The sequence below is a fragment of the Hallerella sp. genome (assembly GCF_022776125.1).
GTDB lineage: Bacteria > Fibrobacterota > Fibrobacteria > Fibrobacterales > Fibrobacteraceae > Hallerella > Hallerella succinigenes.
The window spans coordinates 16,809-32,053 of sequence record NZ_JALFIA010000019.1 but is presented as its reverse complement, the minus strand read 5'-3'; the positions used below and the strand labels follow the sequence as shown (position 1 = coordinate 32,053).

Sequence of the window (15,245 nt, the reverse complement as noted above, 5' to 3'; positions counted from 1 at the left end):
ATTATTGGCTTCGGGAAAAGGGAGTGTAATCAAAATGTGAGCCCGTAAACGGTGATATCGTCAAGGGAAATTTCTTGGCCGCTTGTCGCGAAGAAATGGACACGCGTAACGGTCTTTTTGACGCTTTCCCAACCTGTGGAAAGGGTATCGTCTTCTGGGAGCTGGAAGTCGGTCGGAGACACGCTAAAACGCGTCCAAGAACTCGTTAAAGGCAGGTCTTTGGTCCAGGCTTTGAGATTGTCGGAGGAAGTGCTTTCCCATCGCTCCAAGGCAAAACGGAGGTTTCCCGAACCTTTGGCGTAAAAGGTTACGGAATCCAAGTCGCTCATATCGATGCCTTCCGTGGAAATCCGGGTTCCAAAGATCACGTAGCCGCCGGGCTCTGTCGAAAAGTATCCGCTGAAAACATGACCATTTCGGTCGGAATTGTCGACGACGGCATCCCAGTAATTGCTCAATAGGGTCGGGTAATTGATCTGGGCCGCGGTGTCCGCCGAGAAGTACCAATTTTTAGCCGCGAAGGAGACGGAGTCTTCGAAATCTTCGAAAACCATCGAAACGAATTCCTTCGAAGAGGAACTGGAAAGTTCGCTTGAACTGGACGATTCAGCGGAGCTAGAAGGCTTGGATTCTTCTGGGCTGGAAGAGCTTCCGGGATCTTCGGCACTGGAAGAGCTTCTGTCCGCAAGGTCCGTGTGAATCCAGGAGCATGTCTTGGACGTTTTCACGGTCAGGTTCGTATCGGCGACAACGGATTTCCGGTCTTCGGAAAGGGCAAAAATCTTGAGTTCGCCGGCAGGAAGTCCCGACAGTGTAAAGTTGCCCTCGGAATCGGTGCGCACGAGAATATCAAGACCGTAGACGCCGATCCAAGAGGCAAGAACTTCACCGTTTCCATCGGCAAAGGTTCCCGAAACGGTTCCCGGAGCTTCGAGGGTAATTTCTCCCAGGTCCAACGTATTCCCGCTATAGGAAATCTCTTCGGAATGGAGTTTTCCGCCTAACGCAATGGATAGACGGTATTTGCCCGTATCCAAATCTTCGAGGGTAAAGCCGCCGAGGCTATCCGTTTCATAATTCGGAACAACGACCGTTCCCGTGGTATCGTTCGAAATGAAGTCCGCTTTGTGCAGGGTAACGCCTGCATAGGAGGCAACCATGCCATCGGAAATCACCGTGGCAACGATACCGTTTGTCGTTTCGCTACCGGGACCTTTGGCTTGCGAACTGTCGCAGCCCCAAAGCCCGAGCAGCGGAATCGCTGCTGTAAAAAACCACTTACTCGCTCTCATCCTTCACCACCCTTTTTATCGAGCAATGCAATGGGGAACAGCTGAACGTTCAGCTGGTACACTGCATCGTCGTCCGTCCCTTCGTTGGACAGACGTAAAAGTTCTCTGCGAAATTCTTGAATGCGTTCGCGGACAAGTCCAATCATATTGCGGTTGAACGTCATCGTTGCCGTGCTGATATCACGCAGGGGAGGCTTGTGTCTCGAAAGAGACTGGCCTGCGAGTGCGATGGTATCTTCCTGAAAACGACGGACCGCTTCGGAACGCCAGTTCCCACCGGTGCTTACGAAGGTTTCGGTGACATACCAGAATCCTTCAGCATCGAGCTTGATCATCTTCAGGTCTTTTAACAGTTTAACGGCATCCTTCGCTTCGCGTACAGAAATCGCTGGGGTGCAGGATTCTGCGAGGCGCTTGTAACTTTCCTCGGTGTCGCGGAAAGCGTCTATGCCGAGAAGCGAACGGATTGCATTCGAATACCAATGTCTGTAAAATTCGAGTTCTTTCGCATCGAGGCGCTTAATGGAAACGCCTTTGATGGAGAGCATTTTTTCGTAATGGTCGAGAGCTTCCTTGTCGCTTTTCGCTCTTCCGAAAAGAACGAGTTCGGTCCAGTAGGCGGATTCCTTTTCGTTCAATCCGAAGAATTCGGCGGTCGGCTGAATATATTTGATGGAAAGTTGGATTTTTCCCTGGGCAACGCGTAAAAGGTTACCCGGATCGCCCCCGATTTTTGAAGCCATATACCGCCAGGATACGGCGCATCGCTCCTTCTTGTAATTTTCGAAGGCGTCGCGTAACCAGGCTCGGTAATCTGTGTAATCAAAAATTGGGTTCATGCTCTCAAAATAATTGGAAAAACGGACGATTCAAGGCTTTGGACTTGGATGAACGTTGTAAAGATTTACAACGGAACCGTTTCTTTTAGGGCAGATAACTTCGCAAGAATAAAGCGTCCCAAGGAGAGCAGAGCTGTGCTGTAGAGGAAGTAAAGGAAGGTGGCAAGCCCGGAAATCGTCAAAGCGGAGTCCGGAAGCGGTGCAAATGGCAAAATTTTTGGGGTCAGGGTCAAAGTGACGATTGCCCCGATGACGAACGGGATTACGGCGATCATTGTCAAATCCGTCTTGTTCCCTTGGAGAACGCAACAGGTGGATGTGATCGTGCGCACAATGAAAGAGGCGAGCATAAAGACGAGGGCGAAGAGCCAAATTTCAGGATCGAGGACGTATTCCGTCAAAAAAACGGCTCCGACGACATACGTGTTCATCATGGCGAGCCATTTGAATTTTTTCCGGGAAAAATCCGTCGTCGGCTTGGCGTAAAGGCCTCCGTAAGCAAAGACGAGAAGCGTCCCAAGCCAGTACAAGAGAACGCTGTAAAAACCTTCGATGGAAAGCAGCAGGGATGATTCGCCAATAAACGCCACCGCGTACGAAAGCGCTACGGCAAGAGCAATCAGAAGCGCGTCTCCGAGCAACAGGAGAATACGCTCCGAATTAAAGTGGAAAATAGACCTCAACTGCATAGTTTCAATCTAAACAAAAAAATCCCGAGCAGAACGCACGGGAGAATGCAGAATTGTTTTTTTACTAGAAGATTTTGAGATTTTGAATCTTGCCGCCCTTTTCGCAACGGGCTGTCAAATTGCAGTTCTTTTCCGGCACAAAGAAAAGAATCGCCTTTTCGAAATCCGTGTTGTCTTCGGGATTGGCGCACTGCCCGCGGAATTCAAGAGCGGAACCTTCTTTTGCAGCGACGCCTAGATATTGAACGTTGAATTCCTTTCCGTTCTTGGACTTTTCCTGGATAACCTTGTCTTCCATTAGGGTACGGGTCATCGAAATCAGGCAGGCTTCTTCCAAAGTCGAATCGATTTCGGCTGGCTTGTAAGACGGATTGACCGCCTGGACATCGCCTTCAAAGCCGTACCAGTTCACGGACAGCGGAATGAATTCGGGAATCTTCTTGGCGCAGCCGAAAAGGAATGCCAATGTCAAGAGAAGTAGAAATTTTTTCATAGTCAAATCTTTTTGATTGCGGCCGTTACGCTGTTTCTACCTCCGCGCTTCGAACTGTAGAGAGCCTTGTCCAAATGTTCGAAAACGATCTTCGGATCTTCATGCGGGAGCATTTCGGCAACGCCGAACGAGCACGTGATCTGCTGCTGGGAAATCAGCTGAGTATTTTCCACGTTCACACGGAGCTTTTCGGCGAGGAACTGGGCGTTCTGCAGTGGCGTGTCGCTGCAGAGAATCACGAATTCTTCACCACCCCAACGCACAAGGGCATCGGTTGTACGGATGCGGCTACGGATGAGCTTAGAAAGGTTCACGAGAACTTCATCGCCAACGCTGTGGCCCCAAGTGTCGTTGATCTTCTTGAAGAAGTCAATGTCGAGCATGATGAACGAGAGGGCGCCTCCGCCGTTGTTCAAACGTTCCTGTTCCCGAGTCAGAACGCTCGTGAAACCGGCGCGGTTCAAGCAACCTGTAAGGGCGTCTTCCTTCGAAGCTTTTTCGTAGTCGGACTTTTCGACTTCAAGGACGACCAGGTTGTGTTCCAGTTCTTCGCGACGTTTTCGTTCCGTGTTGCGCTGAATGCTGTAATCACGCAAGCGAAGAATCAGGTAGAAGAGGAAGGAGAAGAACCAGAGAGCGATAAGAACGAACATCAACTTTTCGGCAGAAATGAGTTTCCCCTTAAATGTGATGCCCATGATTTCGAGAGTGCCGTAACCGAGAGGCGCGGCGGTTCCCGTCTGGATTTCAATTAATGGGATATTCGAAAGATCGACGCGGGCGTGGTGAGCGTTCACGTTGTGCTGAGAAACCCACCAACCGGCAACGCGGAATTCAATCGGAACGAAAACAGCGGGGTAGGTTTCTTCGAGCGGGAAGAATTCGAGCTCATTGAATTTCAGAGTCGACTGGTCTCCGGGTTTCGAAATGGAATCGTCCCAGGCGCGCAGGTAAAGACGCACTGAGCCTTCGCCACGCGGTTTCACCCAAATGTAAATGCTGTCGTAATGGGAAAGGTCCTTGCCGTGGCTCTTGCCGTCACCCAGATAAATCTGCATGTTGACGTAAGGGTAGGGATAACCTTCTCGCAGTTCGTAATCCATGACGATGGAAGAGTCCGTGCGGGTGAGTTCCAAAACGGAAGCTCCGCCGTCTACCGAGTCTGTCTGGCCTACAATGTATGGATAGGTGGCTGGCTGGATGGTGTAAATGTCGTCCATCCCATATTTATTCCAAAAAAGTGCAATCACTGTGACGGAAAGCAAGAATGCAATCATCAAGTTCAAGCGGAAAATGGACATTAATTTTAGCCAAATAACTTTCATAAGTTATATTTAAAATACATTAAATAGATTTTTTCTGAATCGAAATATCCTTAATTTTTAGATACAAAGATTCTGCCATTTGCTGATGACGCTGTAAGTTTGGATGAAAATCGAGCCCGGCATTGTGCGGAGTCTCTAAAAATAGGTGTGAAACGTCCCGGTTTCCACGGCTAAGTTCTTGGGTAAGAACGGTTTCCACCCTTTCCGGCAAATAGTTCACCGGGTAGACTTCGGTCGAAATCAGCACGAACTGCGGTCGCGTATAGTGCTCGCGAAGCTTGTCCAAAAAATCCGCATAGGCGCTATCAAAGGCTTTTGCCTCGGGATGCGGGCCTTCTCCCTGCCAATCGTTGATGCCGACGAACAGACAAACGACCTGTGGATCGAACTGTTTAAAGTTCCATAGGGGAGAACTTCCCAAGGGCGCTTCGCCACCGAGTGTGTATGCGTACAGTTTGGGAATCGTCCAGTTCGGCGCCATGCGCATGTAGTTTTGTACAAGGCCGCGTCCGCTGTAAGCATTGATTGCAAAGGACGCTCCGAGTTTTTGGGCGGTCAAAACGCCGTAGCTCTGGGAAGCGTCCGTCGTCGTAAAAGGGGTTCCCGTAATCGGATCGCGAGCTGCATTTCCAAAGCCTACCGTGTAAGAATCTCCGATGAATTCGATTTGCGAAATGCCGCTTTGGGAGAGGGCGCTCGTGTTTTGGGATTGGGAAACGGTCGGCGCCGGGGATGTGCTGTAAAGCACAACACTTCCGAATTCCGATTCGGTCTTCTTCCAAATGCGAGCTGTATGAACGCCTGAAGAGAGACCTTCGGCGACGTGGTAGAGCTTGCGTTCGCGCGTCAAAAGCTCCGGAAGTTCGTTTCCGTCAATTTCGACTTTGAAACGGGCTTCTCCCTCCATTTCGAGATCGAGAGATTGGCCTTCAAAAGAAAAAGAAAAATTGGCGGCGGGGGCACAGGTCCTTGCCTTTTCGGAATCGAGAGCCCAGCGCCCTTCCCATATTATGTTTTGAAAATCCATCATGCGGAAAGCAATATAAAATCTATTTTGGGAATATGAAAAGAAAAACCTGGAAGAAGTTCCTTTATACGGCCCCGATCCTTTATGGAGTCGCGCTAGGCGTGGACTTGTGTCTGGGTGGCGCGCCCGAGGTTCCGGAACCGGGATCGGCGGCGGATACGCTGACGATTGTAGATAAACGAATGGCGCACCTGGTTTACAATCTGCTCGATTCGAACGGAATGATTAGAGGGGCAGATCTTGTCCGGGGTGAAAAGCTTTTTATGCGGAATTGCCGCCCGTGTCACGGTGATGACGGAAGGCGTATGAACCTTTCGGGCGATATGTGGCATCCGCGGTACATTGGAACGACGGCCCATGACGAGGCTCCGACGTTCTGGTACATGATGAATTTTGGAGATTCCGTTCGAGGCATGTTACCGTATTACGACGAAATCCCTTTGGATGAAATGGTTGATATCGCGGCTTTTTCGCAGACTTTGCCACGGCATCCGTGGACTGCGGAAGAAGCTGCCGCGGCGATGAAGGAAGATTCCATTCTGGAAGAAAGACGAAAAAAGGCGAATCTTCAGTGATTCGCCTTGAATTCAAAACTGTGAAAATTTTAGTTCGGCATCATGTCCGAGAAATCGTGTTTCTTCGACTTGCTTTTGGACTGTTCCTTGGCGAGCTTGCGGTTGGTGACCGAACCGACCGTATAATAGCGACCGTCTTTATAGATAATCGCCGTGTAAATATTCAAGCTCTTGTGGTTTGTCCACTGCTTGTACAGGTTATGAACGCTGGGCTTGATGTCGGCTTCCTGAAGTTCCGTCGTACGAACCTTTTTGCCGTAACGATCGACAAACCGGTCGGACATGTATTCGAGAGCTTCGAAAACTTTGGGGAGACGGTCGACTTCCATACGGCCAGTGCGAACTTCAAAGGCGTAGAAGTGATCGTTCTTGTTGAAGAGGAAATCGACCTGCACCGGCAGTTCGTCCATCATGTACACAGGGATTACAACGCGGTCTGCTCCATCAGCGGAACCCAGCGGGTCGTATCCCAGCTTCATGATTTCTTCGATAACGCTTTCTCTGTTGAGTCCAAAGTTAATGCCAGCAAAGCCAGTCGAAGACTGTGCCCAAACTTGGATAGCCAACAAGGCGCAAACAATGAGAATTACTTTTTTCATCGTGTCTCTATAAGTAACCACACTGAGTAAAACATAGTAAACAAATGGAAAAATTTGAAAGGGTAAAGAACAAAAAGGGATGAAAATAGAGAAAAAAACGTTGAAGGGCCTTATATTGTTATATTTCGCCATATATGTCTAGCATTTACGGTAAATTATTTTCGGTTTCCACCTGGGGCGAATCCCATGGTGAAGCGGTTGGCGCCGTCATTGACGGTTGCCCTGCAGGACTTCCCCTTTCGGAAGAAGACATCCAGCAGGCGATGGATCGTCGCCGTCCAGGGCAAAATACCCTGGTGACGCCGCGAAAAGAAACGGACAAAGTGCACATTCTTTCAGGTGTTTTCGAAGGAAAGACGACAGGAACACCGATTTGCCTCGCTGTTTGGAATGAAAATCAGCATTCCAAGGATTATACCGAGATGATGAACTGGTACAGACCGGGACATGCGGACCTGACTTACGATTTGAAGTACGGATTCCGCGATTACCGTGGCGGCGGTCGTGCTTCAGCGCGTGAAACGCTTGCCCGTGTAGCTGCCGGTGCTGTGGCAAGTAAAATTTTGAAACTCGCCTGTGGAACGGAAATTTTGAGTTGGGTCGAATCGGTGGGAACCGTGACCTCGAACGTGGATGCGTCGAAGGTGACCCTCGAAGCCGTGGAGGCGTCCCCGGTCCGCTGCCCAGATCCGGAAGCGAGCGAAAAAATGGCGAAGGCAGTGGCAGAAGCAAAGTTTGCGAAGGATTCGATAGGAGCGGTTTTGGCTTTGGATATTCGCAAACCTCCGGTTGCAGTCGGGGAACCTGTGTTTGATAAGGCTCAGGCGGTTCTCGGCGGGGCGCTTCTTAGCATTTCTGCCGTGAAGGGCTTTGAAATTGGTGAAGGTTTCCATGCCGCAGAATTGCACGGCTCGGAAAACAACGACGTTATCCGTTTTGAAGACGGCAAGTACCGCACCCTGACGAATCACGCGGGTGGTATTCTCGGCGGTATCACGAACGGCGAAACAATCCATTGCCGTATTGCTTTTAAGCCGACCGCGACGATTGCCCAGGAACAGGAGACGGCTGGCCGCGATCATCAAAACGGGACGCTTGCTGCCCGTGGACGTCACGATCCTTGCGTCGCTTTGCGCGCTCCGGTGATTGTGGAAAGCATGGCGGCTATCGCGCTTGTGAATCTGTTCCTCGAACAGCGCGCACGAAAGCTGTTCTAAAGAAACGCTTTTCAGTCTTGAAGGTATAAAAAAGCGGTCTAAAATGCAGACCGCTTTTCTATTTGAATTTTTTAGTGTCGACCAAAACGACGCGTCTTACGGAAAGGCTTGTCGTCGCGTTCGCGGAATGGACGTTCGCGGAAGTCCTTTTTGCCCTTGCGGCGGTCACCGCGGTTGCGGTCTCTGCGGCTCACGAAATCGCGGTTGCGCTTTCTGTCTCCAAAGGATTCGCGTTCGGTCGGCAAAGGCTTGTCGTCGGTCATGAGACGGAACTTCGAAGGATTGCCGCGGATGGTCATTTCTTCGAGGATCATCCTGAGTTCCGGGGCGAGACCTTCCGGCAGTTCCACGGTACTGAAACGGTCGAAGAGTTTAATGCGTCCGATTTCACCCGAAGAAATTCCGGATTCGCCGGCGATGGCGCCGACGATGTCACGCGGGGAAACGTGATCACGACGTCCGACGCCCAAGTAGTAACGTTCGTAACCTTCTTCGACACCGTTGTCCTTTTCGACGCGTGGAGCGTGGTCCTTAGGACCGTTGCCGAACTTGTCTTCGCTTGCTTTGCGACGTTCTTCGCGGAGTGGAACCGATTTGATGTCCGGAAGATCCGTGGGGAAGAGCGGCTGACCAGCCTGGGCGAGCTTTGTTACAGCGGCTGCGATTTCAAGAGCCGGAATCCCCTTTTCTTCGACAAGGGCTTCCACCAGGTTGCGGAATTCTTCGAGAGCGCCTTCGGCGAGGGTGTCGAGAACCTTTTGCTTGAACATGGAAACGCGGCGTTCGCTGATCTGTTCGCCCGTCGGAATTTCCATCGGGTCGATCTTTTTGCGGGTTGCCTTTTCGATCATCTTCAGCATGCGACGTTCGCGCGGAGTGATGAAGAGAATGGCGTTCCCTTCGCGGCCTGCACGGGCAGTACGGCCAATGCGGTGCACGTAAGATTCGGTGTCGTAAGGCACGTCGTAGTTGATGACGTGAGATATGCGGTCCACATCGAGTCCGCGGGCTGCGACGTCCGTGGCGACGAGAATGTCGATCTTGCCTTCCTTCAAGCGGTTCACGGTGCGTTCACGGAGAGTCTGGGCGAGGTCGCCGCTTAAAGGAGCTGCGTTAAAGCCCCGGGCTTCCAAACGTTCGGAAACGTCGGAGGCGAGCTGTTTTGTGCGCACGAAGATAATCACGCCGTCATAGGTTTCCCCTTCGAGAACGCGGGTGAGGGCTTCCATCTTCTGTTCGGAGCGAACGGTCAGGTAACGCTGACGGACCTTATCGACCGTAGCGGTTTTCGCTTCGATGCAGGCTTCTTCGTATTCGCCGAGGTAACGGTCGATGATCTTTCGAACGTTCGACGGCATCGTGGCGCTGAAGAGACCGCGCTGTGCACTTTGCGGAATTTTGGAAAGAATCTCTTCGACTTCGTCCATGAAGCCCATGTCGAGCATTTCATCGGCTTCGTCCAAGACGACCGCCTGGACATTTTCAAGGCTGATCGTTCCACGCTTCAGATGGTCGATCAATCGACCCGGCGTTGCCACCACGATCTGCGGGGTACGCTTCAAGGCGCGAAATTGAATGCCGATATCTTGTCCGCCGTAAACCGGAACAACATGGACATTCGGCAGGGCGACTGCAAAATGCTGAACCGCTTCGGCAACCTGGACTGCCAGTTCGCGGGTCGGGGAAAGGACGAGCATGGAGGTTTCGCCCTTCTTGAATTGCAGGTGGGAGAGAAGCGGCAGCGTAAAGGCTGCAGTCTTACCTGTACCCGTTTGAGCTGTGCCGAGGAGATTTTTCCCCGAAAGAAAAATGGGGATAGCCTTTTCCTGGATGGGCGAGGGAGTTTCGTAGCCGGCATTTTTGACTCCTTCGAGAACTTCAGGAGAAAGTCCCAAATCGCTGAATTTTAACGCTTTTTCTGCGAAATCGGATGTTTCGGTTACACCATTTTCAGCGATAGTCAGTTCAGAATTGTTTTCATCTTGCATATTAGGGATGCAATATAGAAATTCGAACCTTTTTTTGAAAGCCCCTCGGTTTTTTGAAATTTTTTTATAAATTTGGTGACACCAACGGAGAGATGTCGGAGTTGGTCGATCGAGACGGTCTCGAAAACCGTAGACTCCTTCTAGGGGTCCGAGGGTTCGAATCCCTCTCTCTCCTCGCACAAAACGCCACCCATTCGGGTGGCGCTTTGTGTTTTAAGTCATTTCGATGTATTTCTTTCGGAATTCCGCTTCGGGGAGAGGCTTCGAAAAGAAATAGCCTTGGATGAGATCCGCCCCGGCGTTCTTCATCAAGGAAAGCGATTCTTCGGTTTCGACGCCTTCTGCGCATAAACGAATTTTTCCGTTCTTGCAAAGGTCTGCGACGAGTTTTAAAATGGCGCGGTGCTGTGGATGCTTCACAAAGTTCTGTGTCAGCTGAAGGTCCAGTTTTAGGATGTCCACGGGAATATCGCAAAGAACGATCAGCGAAGCGTAGCCTGTTCCGAAATCATCTAAGGCAGTCATCACGCCGTGGCGCTTGAATTCTTCAAAAAGCTCAGCGAATTCCGCCGTCGATTTCACACGGCAGGATTCCGTGAGTTCAAGGACAAGCGCGGAACCGGGCAGACTGTATTTTTTGAGCGTGTCGAAAACGAATTTCTTGAATCCGGGGACGTGGAATTGAATCGTGGAAACATTGACGTGAATTTGTTTGAAATCCGGATTGATCGTTTGCCATTCTTTAACGGTTTCCATCGCCTTTTCAATGACCCACGCTCCCACGGAGATGATGTCTTTTGAGGTTTCCAAGATAGGAATAAAATCCATGGGACTGACCATGCCGAGTTCCGGCGTGTGGAAACGGAGAAGCGCTTCGGCGGACTCGCAGATTTTTTCTTCCGAGTGGACGATGGGCTGGTAGAAAAGTTCAAAACCTTCAAAGTGGTTGCGGATGCTCTTTTTGATTGCTTCGCGCAACTGTGCCTGGCGAATGTTTTGCAGGTAAAGGTCGTCCGTGTAATAGACGAGTTCTCGGCTGTTGTTCTCCTTGGCGTATTCGACGCCGTAGAAAAGGTTTTGCTGTAAGCGGTCCACATCGACACCGTTGGAAGGGAAGATGGTCGCTGAGCAGACAAAATCCTGATTGATTTCGATGTTGTCTACTGTGACATGGCTCAAAACTTGACGGATCGCTTCAAACGCCGCTTGGATGTCGGACTTTTTGCACGACTTGATGATGACGGCAAAGTTTGAACCCTGCATTCGGAAAATGGAATCTTCCTTGGAGAGGGCTTGCTTGAGAAGCGTTCCCATCGTGTAAAGAAAACGGTCGCCAAAAGAATAGCTGTAATCGTCGATGATCTTTTTAAAGTTGATCAAGTCGAACATCAGGATCGCGCCACGGTCGTTTTTCTGCAAACGATTCTGTAAATTATCGCGGAACTCGTGGACGGTTCTCAAATTCGACACGGGGTCGATCTTGTTTCGGTAACCGAGAGGGCGTATAAAGCCTGCGGCGTGATCCGGATGCCCCTTTTCATCGTAGTAGATGTAGCTGCTGCAATGTAACCATTCGTATTTGCCTGTCGCAGTGAGAATCCGGTATTCAATATCGTGATGATTCCCATGACTGGACAAAACAGAATCGAAATAGCCGTGGAATAGTTCCTTATCATCAGGGTGAATGCGGTTTTCCCAAAATTCACGAATGTTTTCGATGCACTCTTTTTCAAGCCCCAAATATTTTTGCGCAGATTTTGACCATACGGCAATATTTGCCTTCATGTCGCTTGCAAAAAAATATGCCGAGTCGGAGCTGTTGGATAACGCTTCGAACAAGTGCTTTTCATTGTCTTCAAAAATATGGACCATACCAATCCTAGACTTTCCTCATAGATAATATATGATGCAAATTTTTAAAAAGGGAAAGGTTTGAAAAAGAAGTCTTGGGAAAGATTGTGAAAACAAATGGAATCTTCCAAGTTGGAATAAAAGTTTTTTTGCGCAGAAAACAGAAAGCGAGCGCATTTCGCGATCGTTTTCTGTTTGAATATTGGGTGGATTAGACGAGCTTCTGTCCAAAGACTTCGTTCCACGGAAGGCCCCACTTTCCGATTTCCGCCATAAACGGATCCGGGTCGAACTGTTCCATGTTGAAGACGCCTTCGCCCTTCCACTTGCCGGTGAGCATCATGGCGCCGCCGAGCATCACTGGCACGCCCGTGGTGTAGCTCACAGCCTGAGCCTTGACTTCCTTGAAGCATTCGGCGTGATCGCAGACGTTGTAAACGAAGTAAGTCTGCGGCTTGCCGTCTTTGGTTCCGGTGAGCTGGCAACCGATGCAGGTCTTGCCGGTGTAATTCTGCCCGAGCTGTCCTGGTTCCGGAAGAAGAGCTTTGAGGAATTCGAGCGGAATGATCTTTTGACCCTTGAAGTCCACTGGGTCAATGCGGGTCATGCCGACGTCTTCGAGAACGCGGAGGTGAGTCAAGTATTCCTGACCGAAGGTCATCCAGAAACGAGCCTGCTTGATTGGAATGTTCTTGACGAGAGATTCGATTTCTTCGTGCCAAAGGAGATAGCTTTCGCGCGGACCGACCTGCGGATAGTCAACGCTTTTGTGTTCGGACATCGGCGGAATTTCGAAGTATTCGCCGTCCTTGTAGAATTTACCCTTCTGCGTGACTTCGCGGATGTTGATTTCCGGGTTGAAGTTCGTTGCAAAGGCCTGGCCGTGGTTGCCCGCGTTGCAGTCGACGATGTCGAGGGTGTCGATTGTGTCAAAGTAGTGTTTCTTGGCGTAGGCGGTATAGACGTTCGTGACGCCCGGATCAAAACCCGATCCGAGGAGAGCCATAATGCCAGCCTTCTTGAAGCGGTCGTGGTATGCCCACTGCCAAGAGTATTCGAAGTGAGCCTTGTCCTTCGGTTCGTAGTTCGCTGCATCGAGGTAGTTCACGCCTTCGGCGAGGCAAGCATCCATAATGGCGAGATCCTGGTATGGAAGGGCCACGTTGATAACGAGTTCCGGTTTGAAATCGCGAATCAAAGCGGCGACTTCGGCTGGCTTGTCTGCGTCAACGGAAGCGGTATGGACCGGAATGTTCTTGATATCCTGTGCGATGGCGTCGCATTTCGACTTGGTACGGCTGGCGAGGAGAATTTCAGAATAGACTTCCGAGTTCTGGGCGCACTTGCGGACCACTACATTGGAAACGCCACCGGCGCCGATAATCAAAACCTTGGACATTTTTCACTCCATTGGAAAAAGTTTTGAAAACAAATATACTATTTTAAAAAATGGGATTATATAAGAGCTATGATGTTTCGTTGCTTTAAAAAAGTTTCTTGGGTTTGGTTTACATTCTGCATGTTTTTATGCGTGTCGTGTAATTCCGAACAGAAACAGGGTAATGAAGCACTGCGCATGGGTGATTACGACCGGGCCATTCAAAAGTTTTCCCAGGTTCTCGACGCAGATCCCGCCGACAGGGATGCCCGCTACGGAATCGCTCTCGCCTACTTTGGAAAAGCGGAAGCCTCCGAAAAAATTGGCCAACCGTCGATCGATCTGTGGATCAAGACCCAGACCGAATTCCGCATTCTGCAAAAGATAGACAGCACCGTCGCCCGCGCGATGTATTCCACGGCACTCTTCTATTTAGCGCGTGCCAAAGTGATGGAAAATTCGCAGGCGAAAGTTCTCGGTATGCTGAACGAATCGATTGAACTCGACAGCACGAACGACTTTAGCTTGAACCTAAAAGGGCTTGTACTGCAAGGGATGGGCGACGAAGAAGCCGCACAAAAAATATTTACCGATATCCTTTCGAAAAATCCGAATTTTGCCCCGGCCTATTCCAATTTGGGAAACCTTTATTGGGAACAGGGAAAAATCGAAGAGGCCTGGGATATTTGGTCCATGGGGTCGATTCAGTTTCCTAAAAACAGTCATTTAAAGCGTTGGACAAAGATTGCGGAAGACAGCTTGAAGTCGAATGTCCTTGAGGCAGAAGGGAAAAATCCATGATCGAAATGGAAAGGCGTTTGACCGGTTTTCGAAAGGTTCGAACCGGTGGGGAAGCGACTGTCTATCGCGCTTTGCTAGACGGGCAAACGCCGGTTGCCTTTAAGTGGTATTTGGAAGAACGAAAGGTCGATCCCGAAAAAGTCGAGCTTTATATTTCTCACGCTTTTGAAGGAACTTCCCGCCTTTATGGTGCCGGGAAATGGCAGGGGAAGCCTTATTTTGTTTCGGAATATATCCGTGGAACGTCCAGTGCGGAGCTTGCCCCGATTCCTCCGAAAAGAGCGATTCGCATGATTCGGACTCTCTGCGCGACCCTTTCGACGATGTCGGAAGCGGGAGTCTTGCACGGGGATTTAGGACCGGATAATGTGATGGTCGATGCCGATGGAAATCCGGTGCTGATCGACTTTGGAATTCAGGGCTTAGGCACTCCGAAATTTTCCGCTCCGGAACGTTTTGAAGGCTCTGCGCCAACGGTCAAGAGCGAGATATTTAGTCTCGGAGCGCTCCTGTATTATTGGATTGCCGGGGAGCCTTTGTTCGCAGGAGATACTTTCAGTTCCATTGAACAGGCGGTCTTCCATGTGGATTCTTATGACGCATCCATGCTCTTGTACGGTCGCGGGAAACTGGCTGCGGAAGAACTCCGCGCCTTCCAAAATCTGTGGCACGGAATGCTTCGTCGGAACCCGGATCAACGTTTTGAAGATTTTGAAGAATTTGACGAATACCTTGAAATTGCCGAAAATGAGTTGTCCCAGAACTATTTTGCAGGGGAACGAGAAAAGGAAGCGCTTTGGAAGGATGGGATTCGCCTTTCCATTCGAGAACGGGAGGCTGAAATTGACCGGTCTCCGGAAGAAGCATTCTTCTCTGTACCTTTAAAATGCGAAAAAACTGTAACCAAAAGTGCCGAAACAAAAAATCCCGCTGGGAAGTTTTTACTCGGTGGTGCAGTTTTCCTGTTCGTTACCATTTTACTCGTGTTTATATTCTTTTTTAGGACCTATTCCCCGGATGTGGAAAACGTCGGAAAGTTAATGCTTGAAAATTCTCGCGCCCATCAATCGGGAAATGACGCAGAATCTTTGCAACCGGATTCTGTTGCCACTGTTCGGGGAATTATGACGGAAGTGGAGAGCCTTTCCACGGATGCGCAATAACCGGTCAA

The 15,245-nt window shown here is 50.1% G+C and carries 14 protein-coding genes and 1 tRNA gene; 5 read left to right on the top strand and 10 right to left on the bottom strand.

Features of this window, described 5'->3' with window-relative positions:
• Positions 1-29: 29 nt before the first annotated feature.
• The 6 genes from MR847_RS02830 to MR847_RS02805 form a co-directional block, all read right to left on the bottom strand.
• Entirely contained in the window at positions 30-1,292 is a 1,263-nt protein-coding gene (locus MR847_RS02830) for a hypothetical protein (RefSeq protein ID WP_287722889.1), read from the bottom strand.
• Entirely contained in the window at positions 1,289-2,131 is an 843-nt protein-coding gene (locus MR847_RS02825) for a TIGR02147 family protein (protein ID WP_100424664.1), read from the bottom strand. The genes MR847_RS02830 and MR847_RS02825 overlap by 4 nt, the downstream gene beginning before the upstream one ends.
• A 65-nt stretch (positions 2,132-2,196) precedes the next feature.
• Positions 2,197-2,820 carry a hypothetical protein gene (locus tag MR847_RS02820; RefSeq protein WP_100424663.1) on the bottom strand — a complete coding sequence of 208 codons (624 nt, stop codon included), beginning with the start codon at positions 2,818-2,820 and terminating at the stop codon, positions 2,197-2,199.
• 64 nt (positions 2,821-2,884) lie between these two features.
• The gene (locus MR847_RS02815; protein ID WP_100424662.1) at positions 2,885-3,313 is read right to left on the bottom strand and encodes a hypothetical protein; all 429 of its coding nucleotides are present in this window, start codon (positions 3,311-3,313) and stop codon (positions 2,885-2,887) included.
• Positions 3,314-3,315: 2 nt separating this feature from the next.
• Positions 3,316-4,614 (bottom strand): GGDEF domain-containing protein, encoded by a 1,299-nt coding sequence (locus MR847_RS02810; protein ID WP_287722888.1) that lies wholly within the window; start codon positions 4,612-4,614, stop codon positions 3,316-3,318.
• A gap of 43 nt (positions 4,615-4,657) precedes the next feature.
• Positions 4,658-5,668, bottom strand: a complete 1,011-nt coding sequence (locus tag MR847_RS02805; RefSeq protein WP_287722887.1) for an SGNH/GDSL hydrolase family protein — start codon at positions 5,666-5,668, stop codon at positions 4,658-4,660.
• A 32-nt stretch (positions 5,669-5,700) separates the two neighbouring features.
• Here MR847_RS02805 and MR847_RS02800 point away from each other — a divergent pair, with 32 nt between their 5' ends.
• Complete coding sequence (locus MR847_RS02800; protein ID WP_277002354.1) at positions 5,701-6,240, top strand: c-type cytochrome; 540 nt, start codon at positions 5,701-5,703, stop codon at positions 6,238-6,240.
• A gap of 29 nt (positions 6,241-6,269) precedes the next feature.
• On the opposite strand, the gene MR847_RS02795 is transcribed toward MR847_RS02800, so the two are convergent.
• Positions 6,270-6,839 (bottom strand): hypothetical protein, encoded by a 570-nt coding sequence (locus tag MR847_RS02795; protein ID WP_100424658.1) that lies wholly within the window; start codon positions 6,837-6,839, stop codon positions 6,270-6,272.
• Positions 6,840-6,973: 134 nt separating this feature from the next.
• Here MR847_RS02795 and aroC point away from each other — a divergent pair, with 134 nt between their 5' ends.
• Entirely contained in the window at positions 6,974-8,056 is a 1,083-nt protein-coding gene (gene aroC / locus MR847_RS02790; RefSeq protein WP_106519009.1) for a chorismate synthase, read from the top strand.
• Between the two features lie 71 nt (positions 8,057-8,127).
• On the opposite strand, the gene MR847_RS02785 is transcribed toward aroC, so the two are convergent.
• Positions 8,128-10,044 carry a DEAD/DEAH box helicase gene (locus MR847_RS02785; protein ID WP_287722886.1) on the bottom strand — a complete coding sequence of 639 codons (1,917 nt, stop codon included), beginning with the start codon at positions 10,042-10,044 and terminating at the stop codon, positions 8,128-8,130.
• An 86-nt stretch (positions 10,045-10,130) separates the two neighbouring features.
• Between MR847_RS02785 and MR847_RS02780 the strand changes: the two genes are divergently transcribed.
• Positions 10,131-10,219, top strand: a tRNA-Ser gene (locus tag MR847_RS02780).
• 38 nt (positions 10,220-10,257) lie between these two features.
• Here the strand turns inward: MR847_RS02780 and MR847_RS02775 are convergent.
• Positions 10,258-11,916 (bottom strand): bifunctional diguanylate cyclase/phosphodiesterase, encoded by a 1,659-nt coding sequence (locus MR847_RS02775; protein ID WP_287722885.1) that lies wholly within the window; start codon positions 11,914-11,916, stop codon positions 10,258-10,260.
• 190 nt (positions 11,917-12,106) lie between these two features.
• Positions 12,107-13,294, bottom strand: coding sequence for a saccharopine dehydrogenase family protein (locus MR847_RS02770; RefSeq protein WP_100424654.1), 1,188 nt, complete (start codon positions 13,292-13,294; stop codon positions 12,107-12,109).
• 69 nt (positions 13,295-13,363) lie between these two features.
• Here MR847_RS02770 and MR847_RS02765 point away from each other — a divergent pair, with 69 nt between their 5' ends.
• Together MR847_RS02765 and MR847_RS02760 are read left to right on the top strand one after the other, a co-directional pair.
• A complete protein-coding gene (locus tag MR847_RS02765; RefSeq protein ID WP_320872828.1) occupies positions 13,364-14,074 on the top strand; it encodes a tetratricopeptide repeat protein in 711 nt (236 codons plus the stop codon).
• Entirely contained in the window at positions 14,071-15,237 is a 1,167-nt protein-coding gene (locus MR847_RS02760) for a serine/threonine protein kinase (RefSeq protein WP_287722884.1), read from the top strand. The genes MR847_RS02765 and MR847_RS02760 overlap by 4 nt, the downstream gene beginning before the upstream one ends.
• The last annotated feature ends 8 nt before the right edge of the window (positions 15,238-15,245 follow it).

Bases quoted from the DNA above. Each gene is read 5' to 3' on its own strand.
- MR847_RS02830 (WP_287722889.1), bottom strand. From the start codon at position 1,292: ATGAGAGCGAGTAAGTGGTTTTTTACAGCAGCGATTCCGCTGCTCGGG.
- MR847_RS02825 (WP_100424664.1), bottom strand. From the start codon at position 2,131: ATGAACCCAATTTTTGATTACACAGATTACCGAGCCTGGTTACGCGAC.
- MR847_RS02820 (WP_100424663.1), bottom strand. From the start codon at position 2,820: ATGCAGTTGAGGTCTATTTTCCACTTTAATTCGGAGCGTATTCTCCTG.
- MR847_RS02815 (WP_100424662.1), bottom strand. From the start codon at position 3,313: ATGAAAAAATTTCTACTTCTCTTGACATTGGCATTCCTTTTCGGCTGC.
- MR847_RS02810 (WP_287722888.1), bottom strand. From the start codon at position 4,614: ATGTCCATTTTCCGCTTGAACTTGATGATTGCATTCTTGCTTTCCGTC.
- MR847_RS02805 (WP_287722887.1), bottom strand. From the start codon at position 5,668: ATGATGGATTTTCAAAACATAATATGGGAAGGGCGCTGGGCTCTCGAT.
- MR847_RS02800 (WP_277002354.1), top strand. From the start codon at position 5,701: ATGAAAAGAAAAACCTGGAAGAAGTTCCTTTATACGGCCCCGATCCTT.
- MR847_RS02795 (WP_100424658.1), bottom strand. From the start codon at position 6,839: ATGAAAAAAGTAATTCTCATTGTTTGCGCCTTGTTGGCTATCCAAGTT.
- aroC (WP_106519009.1), top strand. From the start codon at position 6,974: ATGTCTAGCATTTACGGTAAATTATTTTCGGTTTCCACCTGGGGCGAA.
- MR847_RS02785 (WP_287722886.1), bottom strand. From the start codon at position 10,044: ATGCAAGATGAAAACAATTCTGAACTGACTATCGCTGAAAATGGTGTA.
- MR847_RS02775 (WP_287722885.1), bottom strand. From the start codon at position 11,916: ATGGTCCATATTTTTGAAGACAATGAAAAGCACTTGTTCGAAGCGTTA.
- MR847_RS02770 (WP_100424654.1), bottom strand. From the start codon at position 13,294: ATGTCCAAGGTTTTGATTATCGGCGCCGGTGGCGTTTCCAATGTAGTG.
- MR847_RS02765 (WP_320872828.1), top strand. From the start codon at position 13,364: ATGATGTTTCGTTGCTTTAAAAAAGTTTCTTGGGTTTGGTTTACATTC.
- MR847_RS02760 (WP_287722884.1), top strand. From the start codon at position 14,071: ATGATCGAAATGGAAAGGCGTTTGACCGGTTTTCGAAAGGTTCGAACC.